The sequence below is a fragment of the Pseudomonas sp. P9_31 genome, from assembly GCF_034008235.1.
Taxonomy (GTDB): domain Bacteria; phylum Pseudomonadota; class Gammaproteobacteria; order Pseudomonadales; family Pseudomonadaceae; genus Aquipseudomonas.
The window spans coordinates 2,966,404-2,989,409 of the sequence record NZ_CP125375.1 but is presented as its reverse complement, the minus strand read 5'-3'; the positions used below and the strand labels follow the sequence as shown (position 1 = coordinate 2,989,409).

The following is a 23,006-nucleotide window of genomic DNA, read 5'->3' as shown; positions in this document are numbered from 1 at the left end:
TTGTAGGGCAACCGTGGCTGGCATCAACCTTTAATTCCAGCCACCCCCCAACACCTTGTACAAACTTACCCGGTTGCTCTGCTCGGCCAGTCGCAGGGTGATCAAGTCCTGTTGCGCGCTGTACAACGAACGCTGGGCGTCCAGGGCTTCGAGGTAACTTTGCGAGCCGCCGCGATAGAGCGCGTCGGCCAGTTCAAAGCTTTTACGGCTGGCGTCGGTCAAGGCTTGCTGAGCTTCAAGACGTTGGTCCAGGGTGCTGCGTACCGCCAAGGCGTCGGCCACTTCCTTGAAGGCTGTCTGCAGGGTTTGCTGGTAGGTCTGCACCTGGATTTCACGCTCGACCCTGGCCGCATCCAGCGTCGCACGATTGCTGCCGGCATCGAAGATCGGCAGGCTGACGCTCGGGGCAAAGGTCCAGGCGCCGCTGCCGGCCTTGAACAGGCCGGACAGGGCCGAGCTCGCGGAACCGGCATTGGCGGTCAGGCTGATGCTCGGAAAGAACGCCGCACGGGCCGTACCGATATCGATGTTGGCCGACTTCAGCGTGTGTTCGGCGGCCAGGACATCCGGGCGCCGTTGCAACTGACTGGACGGCAACTCATCCGGCACCTGAACCAGCAGCGCGGCCGATTGCAGACTGGCGCCGGGCAGCAGCTCATCGGGTATATCGCTGCCGACCAGCAAGCGCAAGGCATTGCGGTCCTGGAGAATCTGACTGGCGTAGACCGCCGCATCGCCCCGGGCCGATTCCACGGTGGTTTGCGCCTGGGCCAGGGCCAGACCGGAAGAACCACCCAAGGCGTGACTGCGCTGAGTCAGTTCGTAGGTTGCCTGCTGACTGCGCAGGGTTTCTTCGGCCAGTTGCAGGCGCTCGTTGTCCGCCGCCAGGGTCAGCCAGGCCGTGGCCACTTCCGCCACCAGACTGATCTGGGTGCTGCGCCGGGTTTCGGTCAGCGCCAGGTAGTCTTCCAGCGCTTCGTCCTGAAGGTTCTGCACCCGCCCGAACACATCCAGCTCGTAGCTGCTCAAACCCAGTTGCGCACTGTACTCATGACTGGTACTCGCCGCGCCGCTGCTGGACACCGAGCCTGGTGTGCGACTGTGTGTGCCACTGACGCCGGCATCGATGGCGGGAAACGCCGCCGCCCGCTGAATGCGGTATTGAGCCTGGGCCTTTTCGATGTTCAGGCTGGCCAGACGCAAGTCACGGTTGTTGGTCAGGGCCAGGGTCTGCAAGCGCGCCAGGCGACTGTCGGTAAAGAACTGCTGCCAGTGGATATCCGCCGCCGCATCGCCTGTAGGCATGCGGGTCGCCGGCATCCATTGCCCGGAAACCGGCGCCTCGGGGCGCTGATACTGCGGCGCCAGGTTGATACAGCCGCTGAGCAACGCCAGAGCGGCCAACAATGGCCAATGAAACTTGATCATGCATCACCTTTCTGGACGGTTGGGTTGGCGGTCGATGCGGTGGATACGCGACCGAAACGGCGACGGATCTGCACGAAGAACAACGGCACAAAGAAGATCCCCAGCACCGTGGCGCTGAACATGCCCCCCAGCACACCGGTGCCGATGGCCTGGCGCCCGGCGGAACCGGCGCCGGAACTCAACGCCAGTGGCAACACGCCGAACATGAAGGCCAAAGACGTCATCAGAATCGGTCGCAGGCGTTGGCGCACGGCGGTCAGGGTCGCGTCCCGCAGGCTGTTGCCCTGCTCTTGCAGGTGCTTGGCGAACTCGACGATCAGAATCGCGTTCTTCGCCGCCAGGCCCACGGTGGTCAACAGGCCGACCTGGAAGTACACGTCATTGCTCAAACCACTGAAACGGGTCGCGAGCACCGCGCCGACCACCCCCAGCGGCACCACCAGCATCACCGAGAACGGCACCGACCAGCTCTCGTACAACGCCGCCAGGCAGAGGAACACAAACAGCACCGAGATCCCGTACAGCAGCGGTGCCTGGGAGCCGGACAGGCGCAGTTGATAAGACTGCCCGGTCCACTCGTAGCCGATGCCTTCGGGCAGTTGCTTGATGATCGCTTCCACCGCGTCCATGGCGACCCCGGAACTCACCCCCGGCGCCGGATCGCCAACCACCTCCAGCGAGGCGTTGCCGTTGTAGCGTTCCAGCAACGGCGAGCCATAGCTCCACGAACTGCTGGCGAACGAGGAAAACGGCACCATCTCATCGTTGCTGTTGCGCACGAACCAATGCTCCAGGTCGGCCGCCTGCATGCGCGCCGAGGCCTCGCCCTGCACGTAGACCTTCTTCACCCGGCCCTGATTGAGGAAGTCATTGACGTAAGTGCCGCCCAACGCCGTGGACAAGGTGGCGTTGATGTCGCTGGTGCTCAGGCTCAAGGCGCCGGCCTTGCGATCATCGATGCTGACTTTGAGCTGCGGTGTATCGTCCAGACCAATACTGCGTACCCCCAGCAGTCGCGGGTCTTCTTTCGCCAACTCGATAAACTGCTCCCGCGCGGCGACCAGGGCGTCATGCCCCAGACCACCGAGGTCTTTGAGTTGCAGATCAAAACCCGAACTTTGCCCCAGGCCGCGCACGGCCGGCGGCTGCATGACAAACACGTTGGCATCGCCAATGCTCGCCAGCGCCTGGGTCGCCCGCTGGGCTATCGAGGCCGCATCCTGGCCTTTCCCCGATCGCTCGCTCCAGTCCTTGAGCTTGATGAAAGCCCGGCCGGTGTTCTGGCTGTTGCCGCCCATGCCCAGGCCACTGATGCTGATCAGCGCCTCAACTTCCGGCTGTTCGAGCATGTAGCCCTCGAACTGCTTCATCACCGCCTGAGTGCGGCTATCGGTGGCGCCCACCGGCAACTGGATCTGCGCCATGAGGATGCCTTGGTCTTCATCCGGCAAGAACGAAGTGGGCAGGCTGGCATAACCTGCGCCCATTGCCAGCAGAATCACCCCGTACACCAGCAGGCTCCGACGCCCGCGCTGCAGAATGCCGCCCACACATTGTTGATAGCGCTTGGCGCTGCGTTCGAAACTGCGATTGAACCAGCCGAAGAAGCCGTTTTGCGCGCCATGGCCCAGGGCATCGGACGGCTTGAGCAAGGTTGCACACAAGGCTGGCGTCAGCGTCATCGCCACCAGCACCGACAGCAACATCGCCGAAACAATGGTCACCGAAAACTGCCGATAGATAATCCCGGTGGAACCGCCGAAAAACGCCATGGGAATAAACACGGCGCTGAGGACCAGCGCGATGCCAATCAGCGCGCTAGTGATTTCCGCCATGGACTGACGCGTCGCCGCCAGGGCCGACAGCCCCTGCTCGCCCATCACCCGCTCGACGTTTTCCACCACCACAATGGCATCGTCCACCAACAGGCCGATGGCCAGCACCATGGCGAACATGGTCAGGGTATTGATCGAATAGCCGAACAGCGCCAGCACGCCGAAGGTGCCCAACAGCACCACCGGCACGGTGATCGCCGGGATCAGCGTGGCCCGCAGATTCTGCAGGAACAGGAACATGATCAGCACCACCAGCACGATGGCCTCCCCCAGGGACTTGACCACTTCTTCGATGGACAGGCTGACAAAGGGTGTGGTGTCGTAAGCGATCACGTTCTTGAGCTGCATTTCCGTTGGGTAGAAAGGCTCCAGCTCCTTGAGCTTGGCCTTCACGGCTTCACCCACGCTCAGGGCATTGGCCCCGGCGGCGAGCTGCACGCCCATGGCGGCGGCGGGTTTGCCGTTGAGGGCAGTACTCACGTCGTAGCTTTCACTGCCCAGTTCGACCCGCGCGACATCCCCCAGCAGCACCACGGCACCCTTGCTGGTGGACTTGACCACGACGTTGCGAAATTCTTCGGCGGTTTGCAGCTTGCTGCGGGCACTGATAGTGGCGTTCAGTTGCTGCCCGGCCACCGCTGGCAAGGCACCGAGCTGGCCGGCGGACACTTCGGTGTTCTGTGCTTCCAGGGCGCTACTGATATCAGACGGCATCAGCGCGTACTTTTCCAACAGGGCCGGGTCCAGCCAGATGCGCATGGCATATCCCGAACCGAGGGTTTGCACGTCGCCGACGCCATCGATGCGACTGATCTGGTCCAGCAAGGTGCTGGAAATGTAGTCGCCGATCTGGGTACCGGTGACGCTCTCGTTGTCGGAGGCCAGGGCGGCGATCATCAGGAAGTCCGAACCGCCCTTGGTCACGGTCAGCCCTTCGCTCTGCACCGATTGCGGCAGTCGCGACTCGGCCTGCTGCAGCTTGTTCTGCACCTGCATCTGCGCCACATCCGGGTCAGTGCCGGCGGCAAAGGTCAGGCTGATGCTGGCGCTGCCCGCCGAACTGCTGGAGGCCGACATGTAGGTCAGGTTATCCAGCCCTTTCATCTGCTGTTCGATGACCTGGGTCACCGAGTCTTCCACGGTCTTGGCCGAGGCGCCGGTGTAGGTGGCGGAGATCCGCACCGTCGGCGGCGCGATGTCCGGGTACTGCTCCAGCGGCAACTGGCTGATCGACAAGGCCCCGGCAAGCATGATGACGATGGCGATGACCCAGGCAAAAATCGGTCGATCGATAAAGAACCGCGCCATGCTCAACCCTCCTGCGCAATGGCGGTAGGCGCCGAGTGCAGCGTGCGGCTGCGAGTGCCGGGGTTCTGCGCCAGCACCGGGGCGCCGACCCGGACTTTCTGCCCGCCCTCGACAATCACCTGATCACCCGCCGTCAGGCCGGAGGTGACCCACCACTGGTTGCCCACGGCGCGGTCGATGGTCAGCACGCGTTGCTCGACCTTGCCGTTGACCACCAGCAACACCGACGTCACGCCACTGGCGCTGCGAGTCACTGCCTGCTGCGGAATCAGGATGGCCTGATCGTCCCGCGCCTGTTCCAGCACCGCCCGCACATACATGCCCGGCAGCAACAGCCGGTCCGGGTTGGCGATTTCCGCCCGCAGGGTCACGGTGCCGGTGCCCTCATTGACGCTGACCCCGCTGAATTTCAAGCGACCTTCATGGGCGTAGGTGCTGCCGTCGTCGAGCTTGAGACTGATCCGCGCTTCGCCCTCGCCGTTGCTTTGCAGCACGCCGCTGGCCAGGTCGCGCTTGAGGCGCAGCAATTCGGTGGTCGATTGAGTGACGTCAACGTAGATCGGGTCCAACTGCTGCACCGTGGTCAGTGCGCTGTCCTGATTGGCCACCACCAGCGCACCGGGGGTGACCGTCGAGGTTTCGATGCGCCCGCTGACCGGCGAGCTGATGTGGGTATAGGCCAGGTTGATGCGTGCTGTATCCACGCCGGCCTGCGCCACTTGCAGCTCAGCCTCGGCGGTCAGCAGACTGGCCTGGGCATCCTCGTTGTCCTGCTGGCTGATGGCATCGATCTTCGCCAACTGTGCATCGCGCTTGGCCGTGGCCTGGGCCGACTTCAACGTGGCGCGCGCCTTGGCCAGAGTCGCCTGCGCTTCAGCCAACGCGGCCTTGTAAGAGGACGCGTCCAGCTGATAGAGCGCCTGCCCGGCCTTGACCTCGGCACCTTCGACAAACAGCCGCTGCTGGACGATACCGCCGACCTGCGGGCGAATCTCGGCGACCATGAACGCCTGCGTGCGCCCGGCCAGCTCCGTGGTCAGCGCCTGGCTTTTGGGCTGCACCGTGATCACTGACACTTTGGGCGGTTCGATCACTGGCGCGGATTGGCCCGGGGAACAACCGCTCAACACGAACAGCACGATCACGGAAAATAGAACCGCGGCGGTCACCAGGGATTTGGCGAAAATTTTGGTCGACATAAATGCCTCTGCAAGACGGGATGGAGCAAGTCAGGCGCCATACTGCGAGGCAAATGTGCAGGAAAATTGAAGATTGCCCCGCGAGCTTGAATCTTCGTCGCGTCAGGGCCTAAATGGGCGGGCCATTCACCGACCTGCCCGAGCCCATGAAACTGAGCATTTCCACCAAGCTGTTTATTGCCGTACTGGCCAGCGTGCTGTTTGTCATTTTGAGCATGGGGGTGGCCAACGGCTGGAGCTTTGGCAAAGGTTTTCTCGACTACCTCAACGAACAGGCCCTGGTGCGCATGACGCCGGTGCTGCCGCGCCTGGCCAACGCCTACGAGCGCGAAGGCAGCTGGGAATTCCTGCGCAACCAGCCGGATCGCTGGTTCGAGCTCATGCGTCCGGAGCCAGGCGTAGATTTCACCGACCCGCAGCGGCCGAACCTGCCCACGTCCGACCTGACCGGCGCGGTATTTCGCATCGCCCTGCTGGACCCGCAAAAGCAACTCGTCATAGGCTACGCGGCGATTGCCGACGACGCCCTGATGCGCCCGATCGAGGTCGCCGGAAAAACCGTCGGCTGGCTGGCGGTGACGCCGTTCCAGAACGTGACCGAAGCGGGCGGCGAACGCTTTCGCCTGTACCTGTTGCGCACCAGTCTGGCCGTGGGCGTGTTCTCGTTGCTGCTGGCGATGCTGATCGCCTGGTGGATCGCCCGCACCTTGCTTGACCCGGTCAAGCGAGTGGCCGCGGCCACGCACCGACTGGCCGCAGGCGAATACAGCAACCGGGTGGCAGTGTCCTCCAATGACGAGGTCGGTCAGCTGGCCCGTGACTTCAATCAGCTGGCGTATACGCTGGAGCGCAACGAAAAAATGCGCCGGGAGTTCATGGCCGATGTTTCCCATGAGCTGCGGACCCCACTGTCGGTGTTGCGTGGTGAACTGGAGGCCATCGAGGACGGTGTGCGCACCCTCGATCAATCCTCGATGAAATCGCTGCAAGGCGAAGTCGGCATGCTCAGCAAACTGGTGGATGACCTGTACGAACTGTCCCTGGCCGATGTGGGCGCGCTGACCTACCGCAAGAGCGAATGCGATCTCAACGAGCTGCTGGGCAGTTGCGTGGCAATGTTCCAGGAACGCTGCAATGCCCGGCATCTGCGACTGGAGCTAGAGCTGCCGGCACCACCCCCAAGGCTGGAGGCCGACCCCAAGCGCTTGCAACAACTGTTCGGCAATTTGCTGGAAAACGCCGTGCGTTATACCGATGAGGGCGGTGTGCTGCGCATTCGCGCGGCCAGCGATGGCGACGTCGTACGCATCGATTTCCTTGATTCCGGCCCCGGGGTGGAAGCAGATCAGTTGCCACGACTGTTCGAGCGTTTCTACCGCGGCGAAACCTCACGCAACCGCGCCAGTGGTGGTGCCGGTCTGGGGCTGGCCATCTGTCACAGCATCGCCCTGGCCCACGGCGGCAGCCTCAGCGCCGATCACTCGCCTTTGGGTGGCCTTTGGCTGACCCTGCGCCTGCCACGGAACGCCTGAATCATGGTCAACGACAGCCCGATCCTGATCGTCGAAGACGAGCCCAAACTGGCCGCGTTGATGCGCGACTATTTGATCGCCGCCGGCTATGCGACCCAGTGCCTGGACAACGGGCTGGAGGTGGTGCCGACGGTACGTGCCCGCGAGCCGCGACTGATCCTGCTCGATCTGATGCTGCCTGGCCGCGATGGTCTGCAAGTGTGCAAGGAACTGCGCAGCTTCAGTGCCGTGCCTATCATCATGATCACCGCCCGCGTCGAGGAAGTGGACCGCCTGCTCGGGCTGGACCTGGGCGCCGACGACTACATCTGCAAACCCTTCAGCCCCCGCGAAGTGGTGGCCCGGGTCAAAGCCATCCTGCGGCGCAGCCCGCAGCTTTTAACGACTGCACCACCGCGTCTACAGATTGACGAAGAGCAATACCTGGCTTCCCTCGACGGCATCGCGCTGGACCTGACACCGCTGGAACTGCGCCTGCTCAACACCCTCGCCCGCTCTCCGGGACGGGTGTTTTCCAGGGATCAGTTGCTCGACCGGATCTACTCCGATCACCGGGTGGTCACCGATCGCACGGTCGACAGCCACATCCGTAATCTGCGGCGCAAGCTCGAACAGGCCTGCCCGGGGGAGCATCCGATCGAATCGTTGTATGGGGTGGGTTATCGGTTTCAGCTCGCCGACACCTGAAACGTCGTCGAGATTGAGAAGGACCACCGCCCCGTTCCACCAGTTACACCGGCAGAACGGGACAGCACGTCAAGGCAGTGCGATCAGAATGTCACACTGGCGCTGAGGCGTGCCGTGCGCGGCTCGCCGACATTGACCGCCAGTTGGCTGCCGGTGGAGGACGGGTAGTACTGTTTGTCGAACAGGTTGTCGACGTTGAACTGCAGCGAGGTCTTGTACCCGAACATCGGCGACTCCCAACGCACGAACGCATCGGCCACGGTGTAGCTGCTTAGCCAGAAATCGTTGGCGTTGTTCGCGGCCCGCTCGCCGACGTAGCGCGCACCGGCGCCGGTATGCCAGGCTCCGAACTCTGTAGGGACGTTCAGGTGATGCGTGAGGTACAGGCTTGCGGTGTGCTTCGGCGCATCGGCGAGGCGGTGACCTTCGTCATCCGGATCGTCGAGGATTTCCGTGTGGGTGTAAGCGTAGGTGCCGATCAGGTCCCAGCGCTCGGCCACACGCCCGGTGATGTCCAGTTCCAGGCCCTGTGAACCGACCTTGCCTGCGGCTTCCGAGAGGCTGACGCCGCTGACCGTCTGAGTGGTCACGACGTTTTTCTTTTCGATGTCGAACAGCGCAAGGTTGATGTTCAGCCCCGGCAGCGGGTCGTATTTCGCGCCGACCTCGTAGCTGCGGCCCTCCTCCGGATCAAAGGTGTTGCCAGCATCGTCGACTTGGGTATTGGGCTTGAACGAACGGCTGTAGTTGCCGTACAGCGACAAGGTATCGGTGGCTTTGTAGACCAGGCCCATAAACGGCACGAAGGCATCGCCGTTATCGTCGCGGTTGACGGTGTAGCTGCGGCCGCGGCCCTGATCGCTGTACTGATCGTAATGCTGCTGGCGACCACCGAGGACCAGGATCCAACGGTCATCGAGGTGCCAGTTATCCTTGAAGTACACGGAGCTGGAAGTCAGCTGGTTGCTCAAGTCGCTCTGGGTGGCACTGACGAGGCTCGGCTCGGCCAGACGACCATAAACCGGCGATGTGATGTTGAAGCCCGATTGCGCGGTATTGCGGTAGGTTTTGCCGCGGAATTGGTCGGACGCTTCGGTGTCCGCGCCAACCAGCAGGTCATGACGCTGGCCGAACAGTTCCTGCTGGCCGATGAAATCCCAGCTGGCGTAGCGGGTTTCATCGTCGTAGTGAGCGCCGTTGGCAGCGCGTCGCAGATTGTTGCCGGTCAACGAACTCGGCTGGGCAATCGAGAGGCTGTAGCGGTCGTTGTTCCAGCCGTAGGTGACGCGGGTTTTCCAGTCGTCACTCAGCTGATACTCGAAACGCGCGGTGGCCACTTCACGGATACCAACGCTTTTGGCCCATTTTTCGTCGAGGCGCTTGTCGTAGTCGATGTCCGCCGGATGACCGTTGGTGAACACGGTGCCGCGGTCGAAGGGGCTGGAATAATCGTTGTATTCGTAGCTCAGGGTCAGGCTGGCGCGCTCGCCCGTCCAGGTCAGCGATGGCGCGACCAGGGTGCTCTCATTCACACCGTAGTTGCGCCAGTAATCTTCATGGCCGCGTTCGGCAATCAGGCGATAGGCCAGGCCCGTATCCCCCAGCGGCCCGGTGGTGTCCACCGCCAGGGTGCCGCCGCCTTCGCTATAGGCCGAGCCGCTCAGGGTTGTGCTCTGGGTGTATTCAGGCTTCTTGCTGATCACGTTGATCAATCCGCCGGGCTCCAGCGCGCCGTACAGCATCGAAGCAGGCCCTTTGAGCACTTCGATACGATCCGTGGTAGCACTGAAGTTGTGCCCCATATTGGAACGCACGCCATCGCGCAGGATCGAGCCGTCATCGTTGGTGCCGAAACCGCGCTTGACCAGCGAGTCCCGAGAATTGCCCAGGGTATTGCCCTGGCTGACGCCGCTGACGAACTTCATGGCGTCGCCCAGCGAGCGCACCTGATAGTCGACCAGGGTCTGTTGAGTGACCACATTGATCGATTGCGCCTCTTCCTTGATCGGCACATTGCTTTTGCTCGCCGTGCTGGCTTGGGAGGTGGTGTAGCTCGTGTCTTGGCTGACGCGGCTTGCCTGAATATCAGTGCTCGGCAGTTCAATGGCTTCCTGTGCCCACAAAGGACTGACAAACATGACGCAGGAGAGTGTTGGCAACGCGTGTTTCATGAAGACTTTGCGGCGGGCAAAGGGGTGGGGTTGGCTCAAGACGTCGCACTCGATGAGTTAGTAGTAATGATTCTCATTGTATGATGCGACGTATTTCCAGTAAATACCCTCCCAACTATTAGCTAACGGGTTATTGATCCGCCGCATAGATGATGGTTTGCGCGCTGTCTGCCGCTGCCGGCTGGCGGGTGAAGTAGGTGTCGCCTTCATCCGTGTGGATCTCGTATTGCGCCTTGCTGGCGATACGGCCCGATACATCGGCATGCTTGATGATTTTCAGCACCCGCTGAAACTTCACGCTCAGGGTGCCGTTCTGGGCAGGCCCGGTGAGCACATTGACCGTTTGAAACCAGCCTTCATTCTTTTTGTTCGACACAAGGGTGCCCGTCAGCGCCTCAAAACGCTCCAGACGGGTAAAGCCCCAGAGTGTCTGCTCCTCGACCGTTTTGCCTTTCGCGGTGGAGCCCGTAAACACAAACAGGTTGATGGCCGGATTGTCTTCGCAAAAGAAGTCGTAGGGCACCAGCCCGTCGACCATTTTCTTGCCGGAAACGAAGCCCTTTTTATGAACCAGAAACATGACCACCTCCACGCTAAAACATCAGCAAACGCTGAGTAAGTTTGAGCGGGAAGTCTACTGAGGCGAGGCGTACAGAGCCGTCAAGCCAATGTAATATCGTGTAAAGATCACGCCTGACGGGGCAAGCTGATTTCCACGGTCAGCCCAGCGGACGGCTCGTTGCGCGCCACGATCGTGCCGCCGTGCATTTCCACGGCCCTTGAGGCAATCGCCAGGCCCAGGCCGAAACCGGCACTGGCCTCGTTCAGGCCGCGCTCGAAGGGGTGGAAGATGCTCTGCAGCCGCTCGCTTTCAACACCCGGCCCCTGATCGGTGATCCGTACTGTCAGGCAGTCTGCTTCGAGATTGACCTCAGCCGACACAACAACCGCTGTCATCGGCCTGGTAAGGCGTACCGCGTTGCGAATGACGTTTTCGAAACACCGATACAGCAACTCGCCGCTGACCCGGCTGACAAAGGCCGGGCACGCCTGCAGGCTGACCCGGCAACCTTTCATTCCCGCCTCGAACTGAGCGTCCTCGACGATCATCGCCAGCCACTCGATGATATCAAGTGGCTCGCGCTCGATACTCTCGGGCCGGCCCTGCATGCGTGCCAGGGTCAATAACGCCTCGATCAGCGTATCCATGCGCACCGACTCGCGCTGGATGCGCTCGACCATTTCCTGTCGGGCCGGATCCTGCTGCAACAGCCCGATGGCCGCTTGCATGCGCGTCAGCGGTGAGCGCAGTTCGTGAGAGATGTCGTGCAACAAGTCTTGCTGGGCCTCCACCAGCAGTTTCAACTGGTTGGCCATCCGGTCGCAGTCCTCGGCCAGATCGACGATTTCATCGCGGCGCCCGCCCATCATCGGCTTGACCCGGGTTTCGAAGCGCCCTTGGGCCACGTCACTCATCGCCCGCCTGAGATAGGCCAACGGCCACGCCAGGTAATACGCCATATACCCGCTGAACAGCGCACTCATCACCGTGCCAATGATCAGCGGAATCGAACGCCCCGGCCCTCGGTCACCTTCTTTGCCAAGGGACTGTGAGGATCTGAGCGACAGGGTCAGACCCTCCTTGCTGATGACTGATCGTTCAAAGGCCGGCTGCGGAACCGGCGACCCAGCCACCCGTTGACCGGCACTGTCATAGACACCAATGGTTTCGTCACCGGGGTGCCGCCACACTGCCAGAAATTGCCTTCCCGACTCGACGCCAAACTGTCGCAGCAACTGTTCCTCGCTGGTCAGGATGGCCTCCAGGTGAGGATCGCCAGGCCCGTGATTGCCCAGCACCAGAATGCCCAACCCGACCAGAAACGTCAGGCTGGTGGCAAGCCAAAACGCCAGGAACAGTTTCCAGAACAACCGGCTGGGTTTCATCATTCGGCGATCAACAGGTAACCGAGGCCACGCACGCTCTGAATCCAGGCCTTGGCGTCGGGGCGTGGGCCCAGCTTCTGGCGAATGCTGCTGATGTGCACGTCGATGCGCCGGTCGTAGCGGGTCAAGGGACAGCCCAAGGCATTGAGCGACAGATCCTGCTTGCTCACCACCTGCCCGGCACAGCGGGCCAGTTCTTCAAGCAAGCTGAACTCGGTACTGGTCACTCCCAGCTCACGCCCCTGCCACAGGGCCTGGCGCTTGCCGGGCCACAAGACCAGCGGGCCGGTCCTGATCACTTCGGTGGTGGGCTGATCCGCCGGCTGCACCCGGCGCATGATTGCCCGCAAACGCGCCACCAGTTCCCCTGGCGAGCTGGGCTTGGGCACATAGTCATCGGCGCCCAATTCCAGGCCGGTGATCCTGTCGATGTTGTCGCCACGGGCCGTGAGCAACACCACCGGTACCTGGCTGACGGCACGAATGCGCCTGAGCACTTCGATACCCGACAGCCGCGGCAGCATCACGTCGAGCACCACAATGCTGTAGCGCCCGGACAGCGCTTGAATCTCGCCCTCCTCGCCCGTGTGCACGGCCGTCGCCTCGAAGCCTTCACGCTCCAGGTATTGGCTGAGCATTCCAGTCAGTTCCTGGTCATCGTCGACTAGCAATACGCAGATCATTGGCGGGCTCTTGAGTGGGGGCCCGCGCATTATCGCCCTTGCACCGCACAGCGTCATCGCCCCCGGTCAACCTTTACCTAACTTGACACTTGGTTAACCGCACCAAACGCACCGAGCTTTTATGCTTCACCTCCACCAGCCTGCTCGCTTCGCGGTAACTCGTCTTGCTGTGAGATATCCGCGCCCGCCTACGCTGCTTGTCGATGTGTTCTGGATAAGATCTTGATGAATTTTTCGCGCCTGCTCTGCTCGGCTGCACTGCTGCTCAATGCCACTCTTGCGCACGCCCAAGGCTTCAAAATTTCCGATATTCGCATTAACGGCTTGCAGCGGGTTTCCGCCGGCAGCGTGTTCGGTGCCTTGCCGTTGAACGTCGGCGATGAAGCGGACGATCGCCGCTTGGTGGAATCCACCCGTGCATTGTTCAAGACCGGTTTCTTTCAGGATATCCAACTGGGGCACGACGGCGATGTCCTGATTATCACGGTGGTCGAGCGTCCGTCGGTCGCCAGTATCGAGATCGAAGGCAACAAGGCGATCTCCACCGAAGACCTGATGAAGGGCCTCAAACAATCCGGCCTGGCCGAAGGCGAGATCTTCCAGCGCGCCACCCTCGAAGGGGTGCGTAACGAACTGCTGCGCCAATATGTCGCTCAGGGCCGCTACTCGGCGTCGGTCGATGCCGAGGTAATCCCGCAACCGCGCAACCGTGTGGGCCTGAAAATCAAGATCGACGAAGGCTCTGTCGCGGCGATTCAGCACATCAATGTGGTGGGTAATACTGTCTTTCCTGATGAAGACGTCATCGATCAATTCACCCTCAAGACCAGCAACTGGCTGTCGTTCTTCAAGAACGATGACAAGTACGCTCGCGAGAAACTCTCCGGCGACCTGGAGCGCCTGCGCTCCTATTACCTGGATCGCGGCTATATCAATATGGATATCACCTCGACCCAGGTGTCGATCACCCCGGACAAGAAACACGTCTACATCACCGTCAACGTCAACGAAGGCGCAAAGTACACCGTTCGTGACGTCAAGCTCGGCGGCGACCTGAAAGTGCCTGAAGACCAGGTCAGATCCCTGCTGCTGGTTCAGAAAGGCCAGGTGTTCTCGCGCAAACTGATGACCACCAGTTCGGACTTGATCACCCGTCGCCTGGGTAACGAGGGTTACACGTTTACCAATGTCAACGCGGTGCCGACCCCGAACAATGACGACCACACGGTCGATATCACCTTCGTGGTCGACCCGGGCAAGCGTGCCTACATCAACCGCATCAACTTCCGTGGCAACACCAAGACCGACGATAAAGTGCTGCGCCGTGAAATGCGTCAGATGGAAGGCGGCTGGGCGTCGACCTACCTGATCGATCAATCCAAGACGCGCCTGGAACGTCTGGGCTTCTTCAAGGAAGTCAACGTCGAGACGCCGGCCGTGGCGGGTGTCGACGACCAGGTTGACGTGAACTACAGCGTCGAAGAACAGGCCTCCGGTTCGATTACCGCCAGCGTCGGTTTCTCCCAGAGCGCCGGCCTGATCCTCGGGGGTTCGATCACTCAGAACAACTTTCTGGGCACCGGCAACTACGCCAGCCTGGGCCTGACCCGCTCGGAATACCAAAGCAAGTACAACTTCGGTTTTACCAACCCCTACTTCACGCCGGACGGGGTGAGCCTGGGCTACAACCTGTTCTACAACGCCACCGACTACAGCGACTACTACGATGACGGGGTTTCGTACTATTCCATCAACAGTTATGGCGCCGGCACCACACTCGGCTACCCGATCAATGAAACCTCACGGCTGAGTTTCGGCCTGACCGTACAACATGACAGCATCGAGCCAGGCACCTACAGCGCCGACGAGATCTACGATTTCATCGACCGCGAGGGCAAGGAGTTCAACAACTTCAAGGCCAACCTCGGCTGGTCGGAATCGACCCTGAACAAGGGCGTGCTGGCCACTCGCGGGCATTCGCAGAACCTCAACCTGATGGTGACGGTGCCTGGCAGTGACCTGAGTTTCTACAAGATCGATTACACCGGGCAGACGTTCCTGCCAGTCAGCGACGCCACTTCGCTGCGTTTCCACACCAAGCTCGGCTATGGCAACAGCTACGGCTCAACCGATGGCCTGCCCTTCTATGAAAACTACACCGCCGGTGGCGAGGGTTCGGTGCGTGGCTTTGAAAGCGGCACCCTCGGCCCGCGCAACACCCCGGCCACCGGCACGTATGCCAGTGCCGGCCAGGCGTATTACTCCGATCGGGACACCGATGCATTGGGCGGCAACATCCTTATCACCGGCGGGGTGGAGTACCTGTTCCCGATGCCTTTCATCAAAGACAACAAATCCCTGCGCACCTCGGTGTTCTGGGATGTCGGCAGCGTCTACTCCAACAAGTGCTACCTGAGTACCACCCAGGGTTGCGACGGTGTCGACCTCGGCCAGTTAGCCAGTTCCGTCGGGGTCGGCGTCACGTGGTACAGCCCCATGGGGCCCTTGAGTTTCAACCTGGCGTTTCCGGTCAAAAAGCCCGAAGACGCCGACACCCAAGTGTTCCAATTCTCCATGGGGCAGACCTTTTGAGCCTCGGCGGAGCAGCCATCAGGCGGCCTGGGTTACGGCACGCAGCCTGTCGCCGATAACGCGGAGATCAAAACCAGGTTTCCATCTGTATGCCGTACTGCCATACACCACCGGCGTTGAAGTCCGACTTGCCGAAGTTATCAGAGGTGCTGTATCGGTCCAGGTCCGAAGACCAGTTCATGAGGCTCGCGAACACTCGCAATTCGGGACGTGTGAGCAGGTCTCCAACGTCGGGTTTGAATGTCGGGGCGATGGTGAACTTCCAGAAGTTACCGTCGACCGCATTACGTTGCAGGTAGCCTTTTGGGTCGAGGTTCATGGTTTGCCAGCTCATTTCGTAGGCCATCTCGAAATTGCTGTTGATTTCATTGGCCAACCGCACGTTCAGGGTCATCCAGCGGTAATCGTCACCCTTGACGTATCTGTCCTTGCTTTGTTCGGCCAGCAAGCTGGGGCCGATGCGCCAGCCAGGCGCAAGGGGTGTCTCGCCGTAAAGTGCCAGACGCACCGCGCGGGCGTCGTCGATCAGCTCGCCATCCGAGCCAATGTTCTTGACCTCTGCCCCCAGACCTTGCCCATAGAGCAGCGCCGTTTTGAAGAAGCCTTCCCGGCCGAAAAAGTCTTTCTGGTGATTGGCCACCATGCTGTGCAAGCCGGAATCCGCAGGCCTCAGACCCGCTTCATTGCGGCGGGTGCCAATGTCGTTTTTCTTCGAGCCAATGCCATTGAACATCCACTGCCACTGACCATTATCGAAGAACTGGTTGGAGGTCAGGATGTAGCTTTCCACATCGGCATTGACACCGCCCTCACTGAAGTCGCCGTAGTTACGACCGATCAGGGAGTAGTTCGAGCGCCAATTCTTGTTCATCTGCACATCGTAGATTCCACCCCCGGTGCCGGCCAGAAAGACGACGTCCGAGTCCAGCCAGTGGATATCGAAGTTATCTCTATCGAATCGCTTGCCTGCCCACAGGGTGGAGTTTTCGAACGCTGAGTTGCCCTTGAAAGCGGCCAGATGATCGAGTTCGGTAAATACCTGACGCACGTTCAAATTGCTTTCGTCGGCCGTCCAGTCATTGGAACTTTCCACGCCGTCGGCGATGGAAACCGTAAATTTGGAATGGGTGCCGTTCTGCGCATAGGCTTCTTTCGACAAGTCGATGCGCATGTAGGTGTCGTCTTCGTTACCGAGTCGCCCGACAGCGCCACCGACTGAACCGGCCGGGGTTGTGTAAGGGCCACCACGCCCACCACCCAGCCCATCGTTGATCAGCAATCCGGAGCGAGCGTAACCCTTGAAGCTGAACCCGTCGGTGAGGTGTCCTGTACTGCCCTCTTTCTCCATGCTTTGCTGACGGGCTTCAAGTTTTGCCAGCCGGGTATCCAAAGTGGGCGCCACATTGGCTGCCGCAGTGGACGCGGCGGGCTGCAAGGCGGGAGTGGTGAGTTTGATCTGCTGCAATTCCCTGGCGAGCGCCTGGGTTTGCTGTTCGGCGGCGGCCGCACGCTTTTCCGCGGCACTGGCACGGGCTTCAAATGCAGCCATGCGCTCTTCCAGAGTCGCGGCCTGAGAGTTCACCGCCGAGGTGCCGAGTACACCTGCGAGTAGCCAGCTTGATGCTTTCTGCATGGGGATTTCCTGTTTTGTTTTTATTGTTTTGTCCTGCGAGCGAGCTTTTTTCCGTGAGTTGTGAATTGTGCAAATCAACGAAAAAAAGGGATGCCTCATGGCAATTTCGCTGCTACATTTGACGATGTTAACGTTAACTTCTCTTAAAACAAAAATAAAGAGGGCTTTATGAAACAGCTGAAATCTCTCCTTCCAGCAGCACTGCTTACCCTCTGTGCCGGGCTTCCATCTCTCTCGAGCGCAGCCGATCTGACGATCTCCTGCGGTGCGGTGGGTGCGGAATTACAACTCTGCAAGGAGGCTGTCGAGGCGTGGTCGAAACAGACCGGCAATAACGTTGAGGTGGTTTCCACACCTAACTCGGCGACCGAGAGGTTGTCGTTCTACCAACAGATCCTCAGTGCGCAGTCCAGCGACATCGACATCATTCAAATCGATATGGTGTGGCCGGGGATGTTGGCCAAACACTTGGTGGATCTGCACGAGGTGCTTCCCGCCAACGCGACCCAAGGCTACTTCCAGACACAGATGGATAACGCCACGGTGAACGGACGGCTGGTGACGATGCCGTGGTTCACCGACTCGGGTCTGCTGTATTACCGCAAGGACTTGCTCGAGAAGTACAACCAACAGGTTCCCCAAACCTGGGAGGAAATGACCGCTACCGCCAGGAATATTCAACAGGCCGAACGCAATGCCGGTAACCCCAATGCGTGGGGTTACGTATTTCAGGGGCGCGCCTACGAGGGCCTGACGTGCAATGCCCTGGAATGGATCAGCAGCCAACCGGAAGGCGGGTTGGTCAATTCACGAGGCGACATCGTGGTCAACAGTCCGGCCTCAAGAGCGGCTTTGACCCTGGCCAAAAGCTGGGTGGGAGACATCTCCCCGCGCGGCGTACTCAATTACACCGAGGAAGAAGGACGTGGCGTATTCCAGTCGGGAAATGCGCTGTTCATGCGTAACTGGCCTTATGCCTGGGCCCTGATCCAAAGCCAAAACAGTGCCGTAAAAGACAAGGTCGGGGTTGCTCCCCTGCCCCGGGGCGGCACAACCGGCACCCATGCCTCCACCCTCGGTGGTTGGGGCCTGGCGGTATCGCGTTACAGCGCCCATCCAAAACTTGCCGCCGAACTGGTGAGCTACTTGACCAGTGCCCAGGAGCAAAAACGTCGTTCCTTGATAGGCGCCTATAACCCGGTTATCGAGTCGCTCTATCAAGATCCCGAACTGCTCGCGGCAATGCCTTATTACGCTCAGCTCCACAGCATTCTCAGCGATGGGGTCATGCGCCCCGCCTCAATCACTGCCGATCGCTATCCACGGGTCTCCAATGCGTTCTTCGATCGAGTGCATGGCGTGCTGGCGGGCGAATTGCCCGTCGATCAGGCACTGGCCGAGCTGGAAAGCGAGCTCACGCGCATCAAACGCCGGAACTGGTAAGCCACAAGGAAGGAAATCACCATGTCTGTCTCTGCTACCGCTACCCCTTTCGACGAGCCCCTGCTCGCCCGGGAAACGCCTGTACAGCGTCGCCGCGTACGCGCTGCCTGGCTGTTTCTGACACCGATGTTGCTGTGCCTGGCCCTGGTGGCCGCCTGGCCGCTGCTGCGGACATTCTGGTTCAGCCTGACCGACGCCAACCTGGCGGATACCAGTGACGGGGCCTTCGTCGGCTTTAGCAATTATCTGTTCCACAACGGTTCCAGCTGGTCGGGCGTCCTGGTCGATCCACAATGGTGGAACGCTGTGCGTAACACGTTGCATTTCACCGTGGTGTCGGTGGGACTGGAAGTCGTACTGGGACTGCTGGTGGCGTTGCTGTTGAACGTCAAGTTCACCGGCCGTTCCCTGGTGCGTGCGTTGATTCTGATTCCCTGGGCGATTCCGACCATTGTCTCGGCGAAGATCTGGTCGTGGATGCTTAACGACCAGTTCGGCATCATCAATCACATGATGCTGAGCCTCGGCCTGATTGACGCCCCCCTGGCCTGGACCGCAGATGCGGACCTGTCAATGTGGGCAGTGATTATCGTCGACGTCTGGAAGACGGTTCCGTTTGTCACGCTGCTGATGCTGGCGGCCTTGCAGATGTTGCCGAGCGATTGCTACGAAGCCGCCAGGGTCGATGGCATTCACCCGCTGAAGGTGTTCTGGCGTGTCACGCTTCCTCTGCTGATGCCCGCACTGCTGGTGGCGGCGATCTTCCGCATTCTCGACTCGCTGCGGGTATTCGACGTCATCTATGTGCTGACCTCGAACTCGTCGAGCACCATGAGTATGTCGGTCTATGCCCGCCAGCACCTGGTGGAGTTCCAGGACGTTGGTTACGGCAGCGCGGCTTCGACCCTGCTGTTTCTGGTGGTTGCGGTGATCGCCATGCTTTATCTCTACCTCGGACGCCGTCAACTGGAGGTCCGGTCATGAGCCCGCGCCTACTGAAAAAAGCACTGTTGCGGCTCGGGTTTTGGTGCCTGATCGGGGTGTTGCTGCTGTATGCGGTCTTCCCTTTCTACTACGCCATCGTGACTTCGTTGAAGCCATCCAGCGCCTTGTTCGAGGTGAGCTATTGGATCGATAACCCCGACTTCTCCAATTACGCGGCGGTACTCCATCAATCGTCATTCCTGCGGGCTATCGGTAATTCGCTGGTGGTTGCGCTGTGCGTGGTGACACTGGCGCTGTTCCTCAGCCTAACCGCTGCCTATGCCTTGGGCCGGGTGAAATTCCGTGGGCGCGGCGCGGTATTGATGATGGTCCTTGGCGTATCGATGTTTCCTCAGGTCGCGGTGCTGTCGGGGTTGTTCGAAGTGATCCGAGCCCTGGGCCTGTACAACACGTCCTGGGCGCTGATCCTGAGCTACACGATTTTCACCCTGCCCTTCACCGTCTGGGTGCTGACCACGTTCATGGGGCAACTGCCCCATGAACTGGAAGAAGCGGCAATCATGGATGGCGCGTCCCCATGGGTCACGCTGACCCGCGTGCTGTTGCCGCTGCTCTGGCCCGCACTGGTCACTACGGGTTTATTGGCCTTCATCGCGGCGTGGAACGAGTTTCTGTTTGCCCTGACCTTCACCCTCACCGACACCCAACGCACGGTGCCGGTAGCCATTGCCTTGATTTCCGGCGGGAGCCCCCATGAGCTGCCTTGGGGGCTGTTGATGGCCGCCTCGGTGCTGGTCACCGTCCCGCTGGTGATTCTGGTGCTGATCTTCCAGCGCCGAATCGTTTCCGGTCTCACTGCCGGCGCGTTAAAGGGTTGATGCCCGACAACTACAAGGAACAGCATCGTGATCAAGTTGAAACTGGATAAAGTGAACAAACAATTGGGCGGCGCGCGGATTCTGCGTGACGTCAACCTGGAGATTGCGGCGGGTGAATTCGTAGTGTTCGTTGGCCCTTCGGGCTGCGGAAAATCAACCCTGCTGCGACTGATCGCCGGACTGGATTCGATCTGCGGCGGCGACCTGCTGATCGACGGGCGCCGGGTCAACGACCTGGAACCGCGCGAGCGTGGCGTCGGCATGGTGTTTCAGTCTTATGCGCTTTACCCGCACATGAGCGTCTACGACAACATCAGCTTTGGCCTCAAACTGGCCAAGACCGAAAAGACCAGCCTGCGCGAGCGAGTGCTGAAAACCGCGCAAATCCTGCAATTGGACAAACTGCTGCAACGCAAGCCAAAGGAATTGTCCGGTGGGCAACGTCAGCGTGTGGCCATGGGCAGAGCCATGGCGCGAGAGCCGGACATTTTGTTGTTCGATGAGCCGCTCTCCAACCTGGACGCGTCCTTGCGGGTGCAGATGCGCAACGAAATCGCGCGGCTGCATGATCGACTGGGCTCGACCATGATCTACGTCACCCACGATCAAGTGGAAGCGATGACCCTGGCCGACAAAATTGTCGTGCTCAATGGCGGTCGCGTCGAGCAGGTCGGCTCACCGCGCGAACTCTATGAGCGCCCGGCCAGCCGCTTTGTCGCCGGTTTTCTGGGTTCGCCGAGAATGAACTTCCTGCAGGCGCGCCTGCAGGCGCCAGGCGAACCCAGTCTGGTCGATAGCCTCGTATTGGGTATGACGTCTCTGCCCTTCGACAGTTCGAACCTGGCGGCGGGCACCTCGCTGAGCCTGGGGATTCGCCCGGAGCACGTGTCGCTCAAGCCGGCGCAGGGCGCCGGCATTGTCGTGACCGGAGTCGAATATCTGGGCAGCGAAACCTATGTGCACCTCGAGACAGGTCAGGACGAGCCACTGATCTGTCGTTGTGAGGTCAACGCCGGATGGCAGGCGGGCGATCGGGTCGAGCTGCAGCTGGACATCGACAACCTGCACCTGTTCGACGCCGACGGCACGGCCTTGAGGCGTCACCCACACACCGAAACCGTGCCCGATGGCGTCTCTCTGCGCTCGGTACGAGTACACGCCCTATGACCTTGCCTTTGAATACCATGAGCGATCCAATGTCTTCTTCCCTTGACCTGGCGCAGCGTGCGCTGAGTGATGGCCTGTCTCGCGTCGTCCACGATTACCGACCCGGTTATCACCTTGCCCCCCCGGCAGGCTGGATGAATGACCCTAACGGGGTGGTGTACTTTCGCGGCGAATATCACGTTTTCTATCAACACCACCCCTTCGAAGCGAAGTGGGGCCCGATGTATTGGGGGCATGCCAAGAGTGCCGATCTGGTCCATTGGCAGCATCTGCCGATTGCGCTGGCGCCTGGCGATGACTTCGACCGTGACGGCTGTTTTTCCGGTAGCGCGGTGGTGTGTGGGGATACCCTGGCACTGATCTACACCGGGCACACCTGGCTGGGGGATGTGGGCGACGAGCGCTCGATCCGTCAAGTCCAGTGCCTGGCGACCAGTACCGACGGCATCCGGTTCGTCAAGCATGGCGCCGTCATCGAGACCGCGCCGCAAGACACGATCATGCACTTTCGTGACCCCAAGGTATGGAAGGAAGATGACCACTGGTATCTGATTGCAGGGGCACGTCTGGGCGATGTGCCGCTGCTCCCGCTGTACCGCTCCACGGATCTGCATACCTGGGAGTTTCTCGACTATGTGTCCAGCGGCAGTGAGGGCGATGGCTATATGTGGGAGTGCCCGGATCTGTTCCGACTGAACGGACGCGATGTGCTGCTGTACTCCCCCCAGGGCATGCAACCCAAGGGTTACGAACGGCTCAACAAGTACCAGACAGGTTACAGAGTGGGCCGACTCGACAGTGAATGGCATTTCACGGGCGGGCCTTTTATCGAGCTGGATAACGGCCACGATTTCTATGCCGCGCAAACACTGCTGGCCGCCGATGGTCGGCGCCTTGTCTGGGCGTGGCTCGACATGTGGGAAAGCCCGATGCCGAGCCAGGCCCATCACTGGTGCGGCATGCTCGGATTGCCGCGTGAACTTGAACTGCACGCAGACCGCCTTTGCGTGTACCCGGCACGTGAACTCACCGCTCTGCGCAAGGCGTCAATGCCGAGCACACCCTGGTGGGATGAGGCGGGAGCCTGGCGGGTGCCGCAAGTGAAGGGCGATATGCTCGAAATCCATGTGAGTCTGGATTTGCTCGACTACGTCGACGGGCATCTGGGAATCGCCTTGCGCTGCAGCGACGATGGCCATGAAGAAACCCTGCTCTACTACGATGCGTCGCTGCAGCGCCTGGTACTTGATCGCAGCCGCTCGGGTGCGCAAGTCGCAGGTCAGCGCAGCGTGTCGATAGCCCCGACACTGGAGCGACTGGAACTGCGTGTGTTTCTTGATCGCTCATCCATCGAGGTGTTCGACGAAAACGGATGCTTCAGCCTCAGCAGTCGCCTCTATCCCCGTCCCGACAGTCTGGGGGTGAAGCTTCTTGCCTGCGGGAGTGGCGGGCGCGTCTCCATTCGCCGGGCATGGTCGCTCGCCTCGGGATGGCTGTGAGTTGCGCATTCGAGTCGCGAAAAGCCCGGACCCTGTGTCATGATTCTTCGTCAACCTGA

General features: G+C 60.6%; 16 protein-coding genes. 8 read left to right on the top strand and 8 right to left on the bottom strand.

Translation table 11 applies throughout. The features are described from left to right. Positions 1–30: 30 nt before the first annotated feature. The 3 genes from QMK51_RS13100 to QMK51_RS13090 are packed head-to-tail and all read right to left on the bottom strand — an operon-like array spanning position 31 to position 5,770. On the bottom strand, positions 31–1,428 hold the full coding sequence (locus QMK51_RS13100) for an efflux transporter outer membrane subunit (RefSeq protein ID WP_258700370.1): 1,398 nt from the start codon (positions 1,426–1,428) through the stop codon (positions 31–33). Further along, positions 1,425–4,571 (bottom strand): efflux RND transporter permease subunit, encoded by a 3,147-nt coding sequence (locus tag QMK51_RS13095; RefSeq protein ID WP_320394331.1) that lies wholly within the window; start codon positions 4,569–4,571, stop codon positions 1,425–1,427. The genes QMK51_RS13100 and QMK51_RS13095 overlap by 4 nt, the downstream gene beginning before the upstream one ends. 2 nt (positions 4,572–4,573) lie before the next feature. Then, the gene (locus QMK51_RS13090; protein WP_320394330.1) at positions 4,574–5,770 is read right to left on the bottom strand and encodes an efflux RND transporter periplasmic adaptor subunit; all 1,197 of its coding nucleotides are present in this window, start codon (positions 5,768–5,770) and stop codon (positions 4,574–4,576) included. Positions 5,771–5,883: 113 nt separating this feature from the next. Here QMK51_RS13090 and baeS point away from each other — a divergent pair, with 113 nt between their 5' ends. Together baeS and QMK51_RS13080 are read left to right on the top strand one after the other, a co-directional pair. Further along, entirely contained in the window at positions 5,884–7,302 is a 1,419-nt protein-coding gene (gene baeS / locus QMK51_RS13085; RefSeq protein ID WP_320394329.1) for a sensor histidine kinase efflux regulator BaeS, read from the top strand. A gap of 3 nt (positions 7,303–7,305) precedes the next feature. Then, positions 7,306–7,989, top strand: a complete 684-nt coding sequence (locus QMK51_RS13080) for a response regulator (protein ID WP_320394328.1) — start codon at positions 7,306–7,308, stop codon at positions 7,987–7,989. 83 nt (positions 7,990–8,072) lie between these two features. Here QMK51_RS13080 and QMK51_RS13075 read toward each other — a convergent pair whose 3' ends face one another. The 4 genes from QMK51_RS13075 to QMK51_RS13060 all read right to left on the bottom strand — a co-directional run bounded on the left by QMK51_RS13075 (position 8,073) and on the right by QMK51_RS13060 (position 12,790). Further along, positions 8,073–10,160 (bottom strand): TonB-dependent siderophore receptor, encoded by a 2,088-nt coding sequence (locus tag QMK51_RS13075; RefSeq protein ID WP_413817537.1) that lies wholly within the window; start codon positions 10,158–10,160, stop codon positions 8,073–8,075. A gap of 130 nt (positions 10,161–10,290) precedes the next feature. Then, positions 10,291–10,740: a hypothetical protein gene (locus tag QMK51_RS13070; protein WP_320394326.1), complete on the bottom strand. Its 450-nt coding sequence runs from the start codon at positions 10,738–10,740 to the stop codon at positions 10,291–10,293. 107 nt (positions 10,741–10,847) lie between these two features. Then, positions 10,848–12,110, bottom strand: coding sequence for an ATP-binding protein (locus QMK51_RS13065; protein WP_320394325.1), 1,263 nt, complete (start codon positions 12,108–12,110; stop codon positions 10,848–10,850). After that, on the bottom strand, positions 12,107–12,790 hold the full coding sequence (locus QMK51_RS13060) for a response regulator transcription factor (protein WP_258700362.1): 684 nt from the start codon (positions 12,788–12,790) through the stop codon (positions 12,107–12,109). The genes QMK51_RS13065 and QMK51_RS13060 overlap by 4 nt, the downstream gene beginning before the upstream one ends. A 225-nt stretch (positions 12,791–13,015) precedes the next feature. Here QMK51_RS13060 and bamA point away from each other — a divergent pair, with 225 nt between their 5' ends. Continuing rightward, positions 13,016–15,382 carry an outer membrane protein assembly factor BamA gene (bamA, locus tag QMK51_RS13055; RefSeq protein ID WP_320394324.1) on the top strand — a complete coding sequence of 789 codons (2,367 nt, stop codon included), beginning with the start codon at positions 13,016–13,018 and terminating at the stop codon, positions 15,380–15,382. A 67-nt stretch (positions 15,383–15,449) separates the two neighbouring features. On the opposite strand, the gene QMK51_RS13050 is transcribed toward bamA, so the two are convergent. Next, entirely contained in the window at positions 15,450–17,015 is a 1,566-nt protein-coding gene (locus QMK51_RS13050; RefSeq protein WP_320394323.1) for a carbohydrate porin, read from the bottom strand. Between the two features lie 168 nt (positions 17,016–17,183). On the opposite strand from QMK51_RS13050, the gene QMK51_RS13045 reads away from it, so the two are divergent. Genes QMK51_RS13045 through QMK51_RS13025 form a run of 5 tightly spaced genes read left to right on the top strand, consistent with a single transcriptional unit; the run spans position 17,184 to position 22,947 of the window. Next, a complete protein-coding gene (locus QMK51_RS13045) occupies positions 17,184–18,458 on the top strand; it encodes an ABC transporter substrate-binding protein (protein ID WP_320394322.1) in 1,275 nt (424 codons plus the stop codon). Positions 18,459–18,479: 21 nt separating this feature from the next. After that, positions 18,480–19,442 carry a sugar ABC transporter permease gene (locus QMK51_RS13040; RefSeq protein ID WP_320394321.1) on the top strand — a complete coding sequence of 321 codons (963 nt, stop codon included), beginning with the start codon at positions 18,480–18,482 and terminating at the stop codon, positions 19,440–19,442. After that, on the top strand, positions 19,439–20,281 hold the full coding sequence (locus tag QMK51_RS13035) for a carbohydrate ABC transporter permease (protein WP_320394320.1): 843 nt from the start codon (positions 19,439–19,441) through the stop codon (positions 20,279–20,281). The genes QMK51_RS13040 and QMK51_RS13035 overlap by 4 nt, the downstream gene beginning before the upstream one ends. Before the next feature lie 27 nt (positions 20,282–20,308). Then, entirely contained in the window at positions 20,309–21,448 is a 1,140-nt protein-coding gene (locus QMK51_RS13030; RefSeq protein WP_320394318.1) for a sn-glycerol-3-phosphate ABC transporter ATP-binding protein UgpC, read from the top strand. Continuing rightward, the gene (locus QMK51_RS13025; RefSeq protein ID WP_320394317.1) at positions 21,445–22,947 is read left to right on the top strand and encodes a glycoside hydrolase family 32 protein; all 1,503 of its coding nucleotides are present in this window, start codon (positions 21,445–21,447) and stop codon (positions 22,945–22,947) included. Before QMK51_RS13030 ends, QMK51_RS13025 begins: the two co-directional genes overlap by 4 nt. Positions 22,948–23,006: the final 59 nt, after the last annotated feature.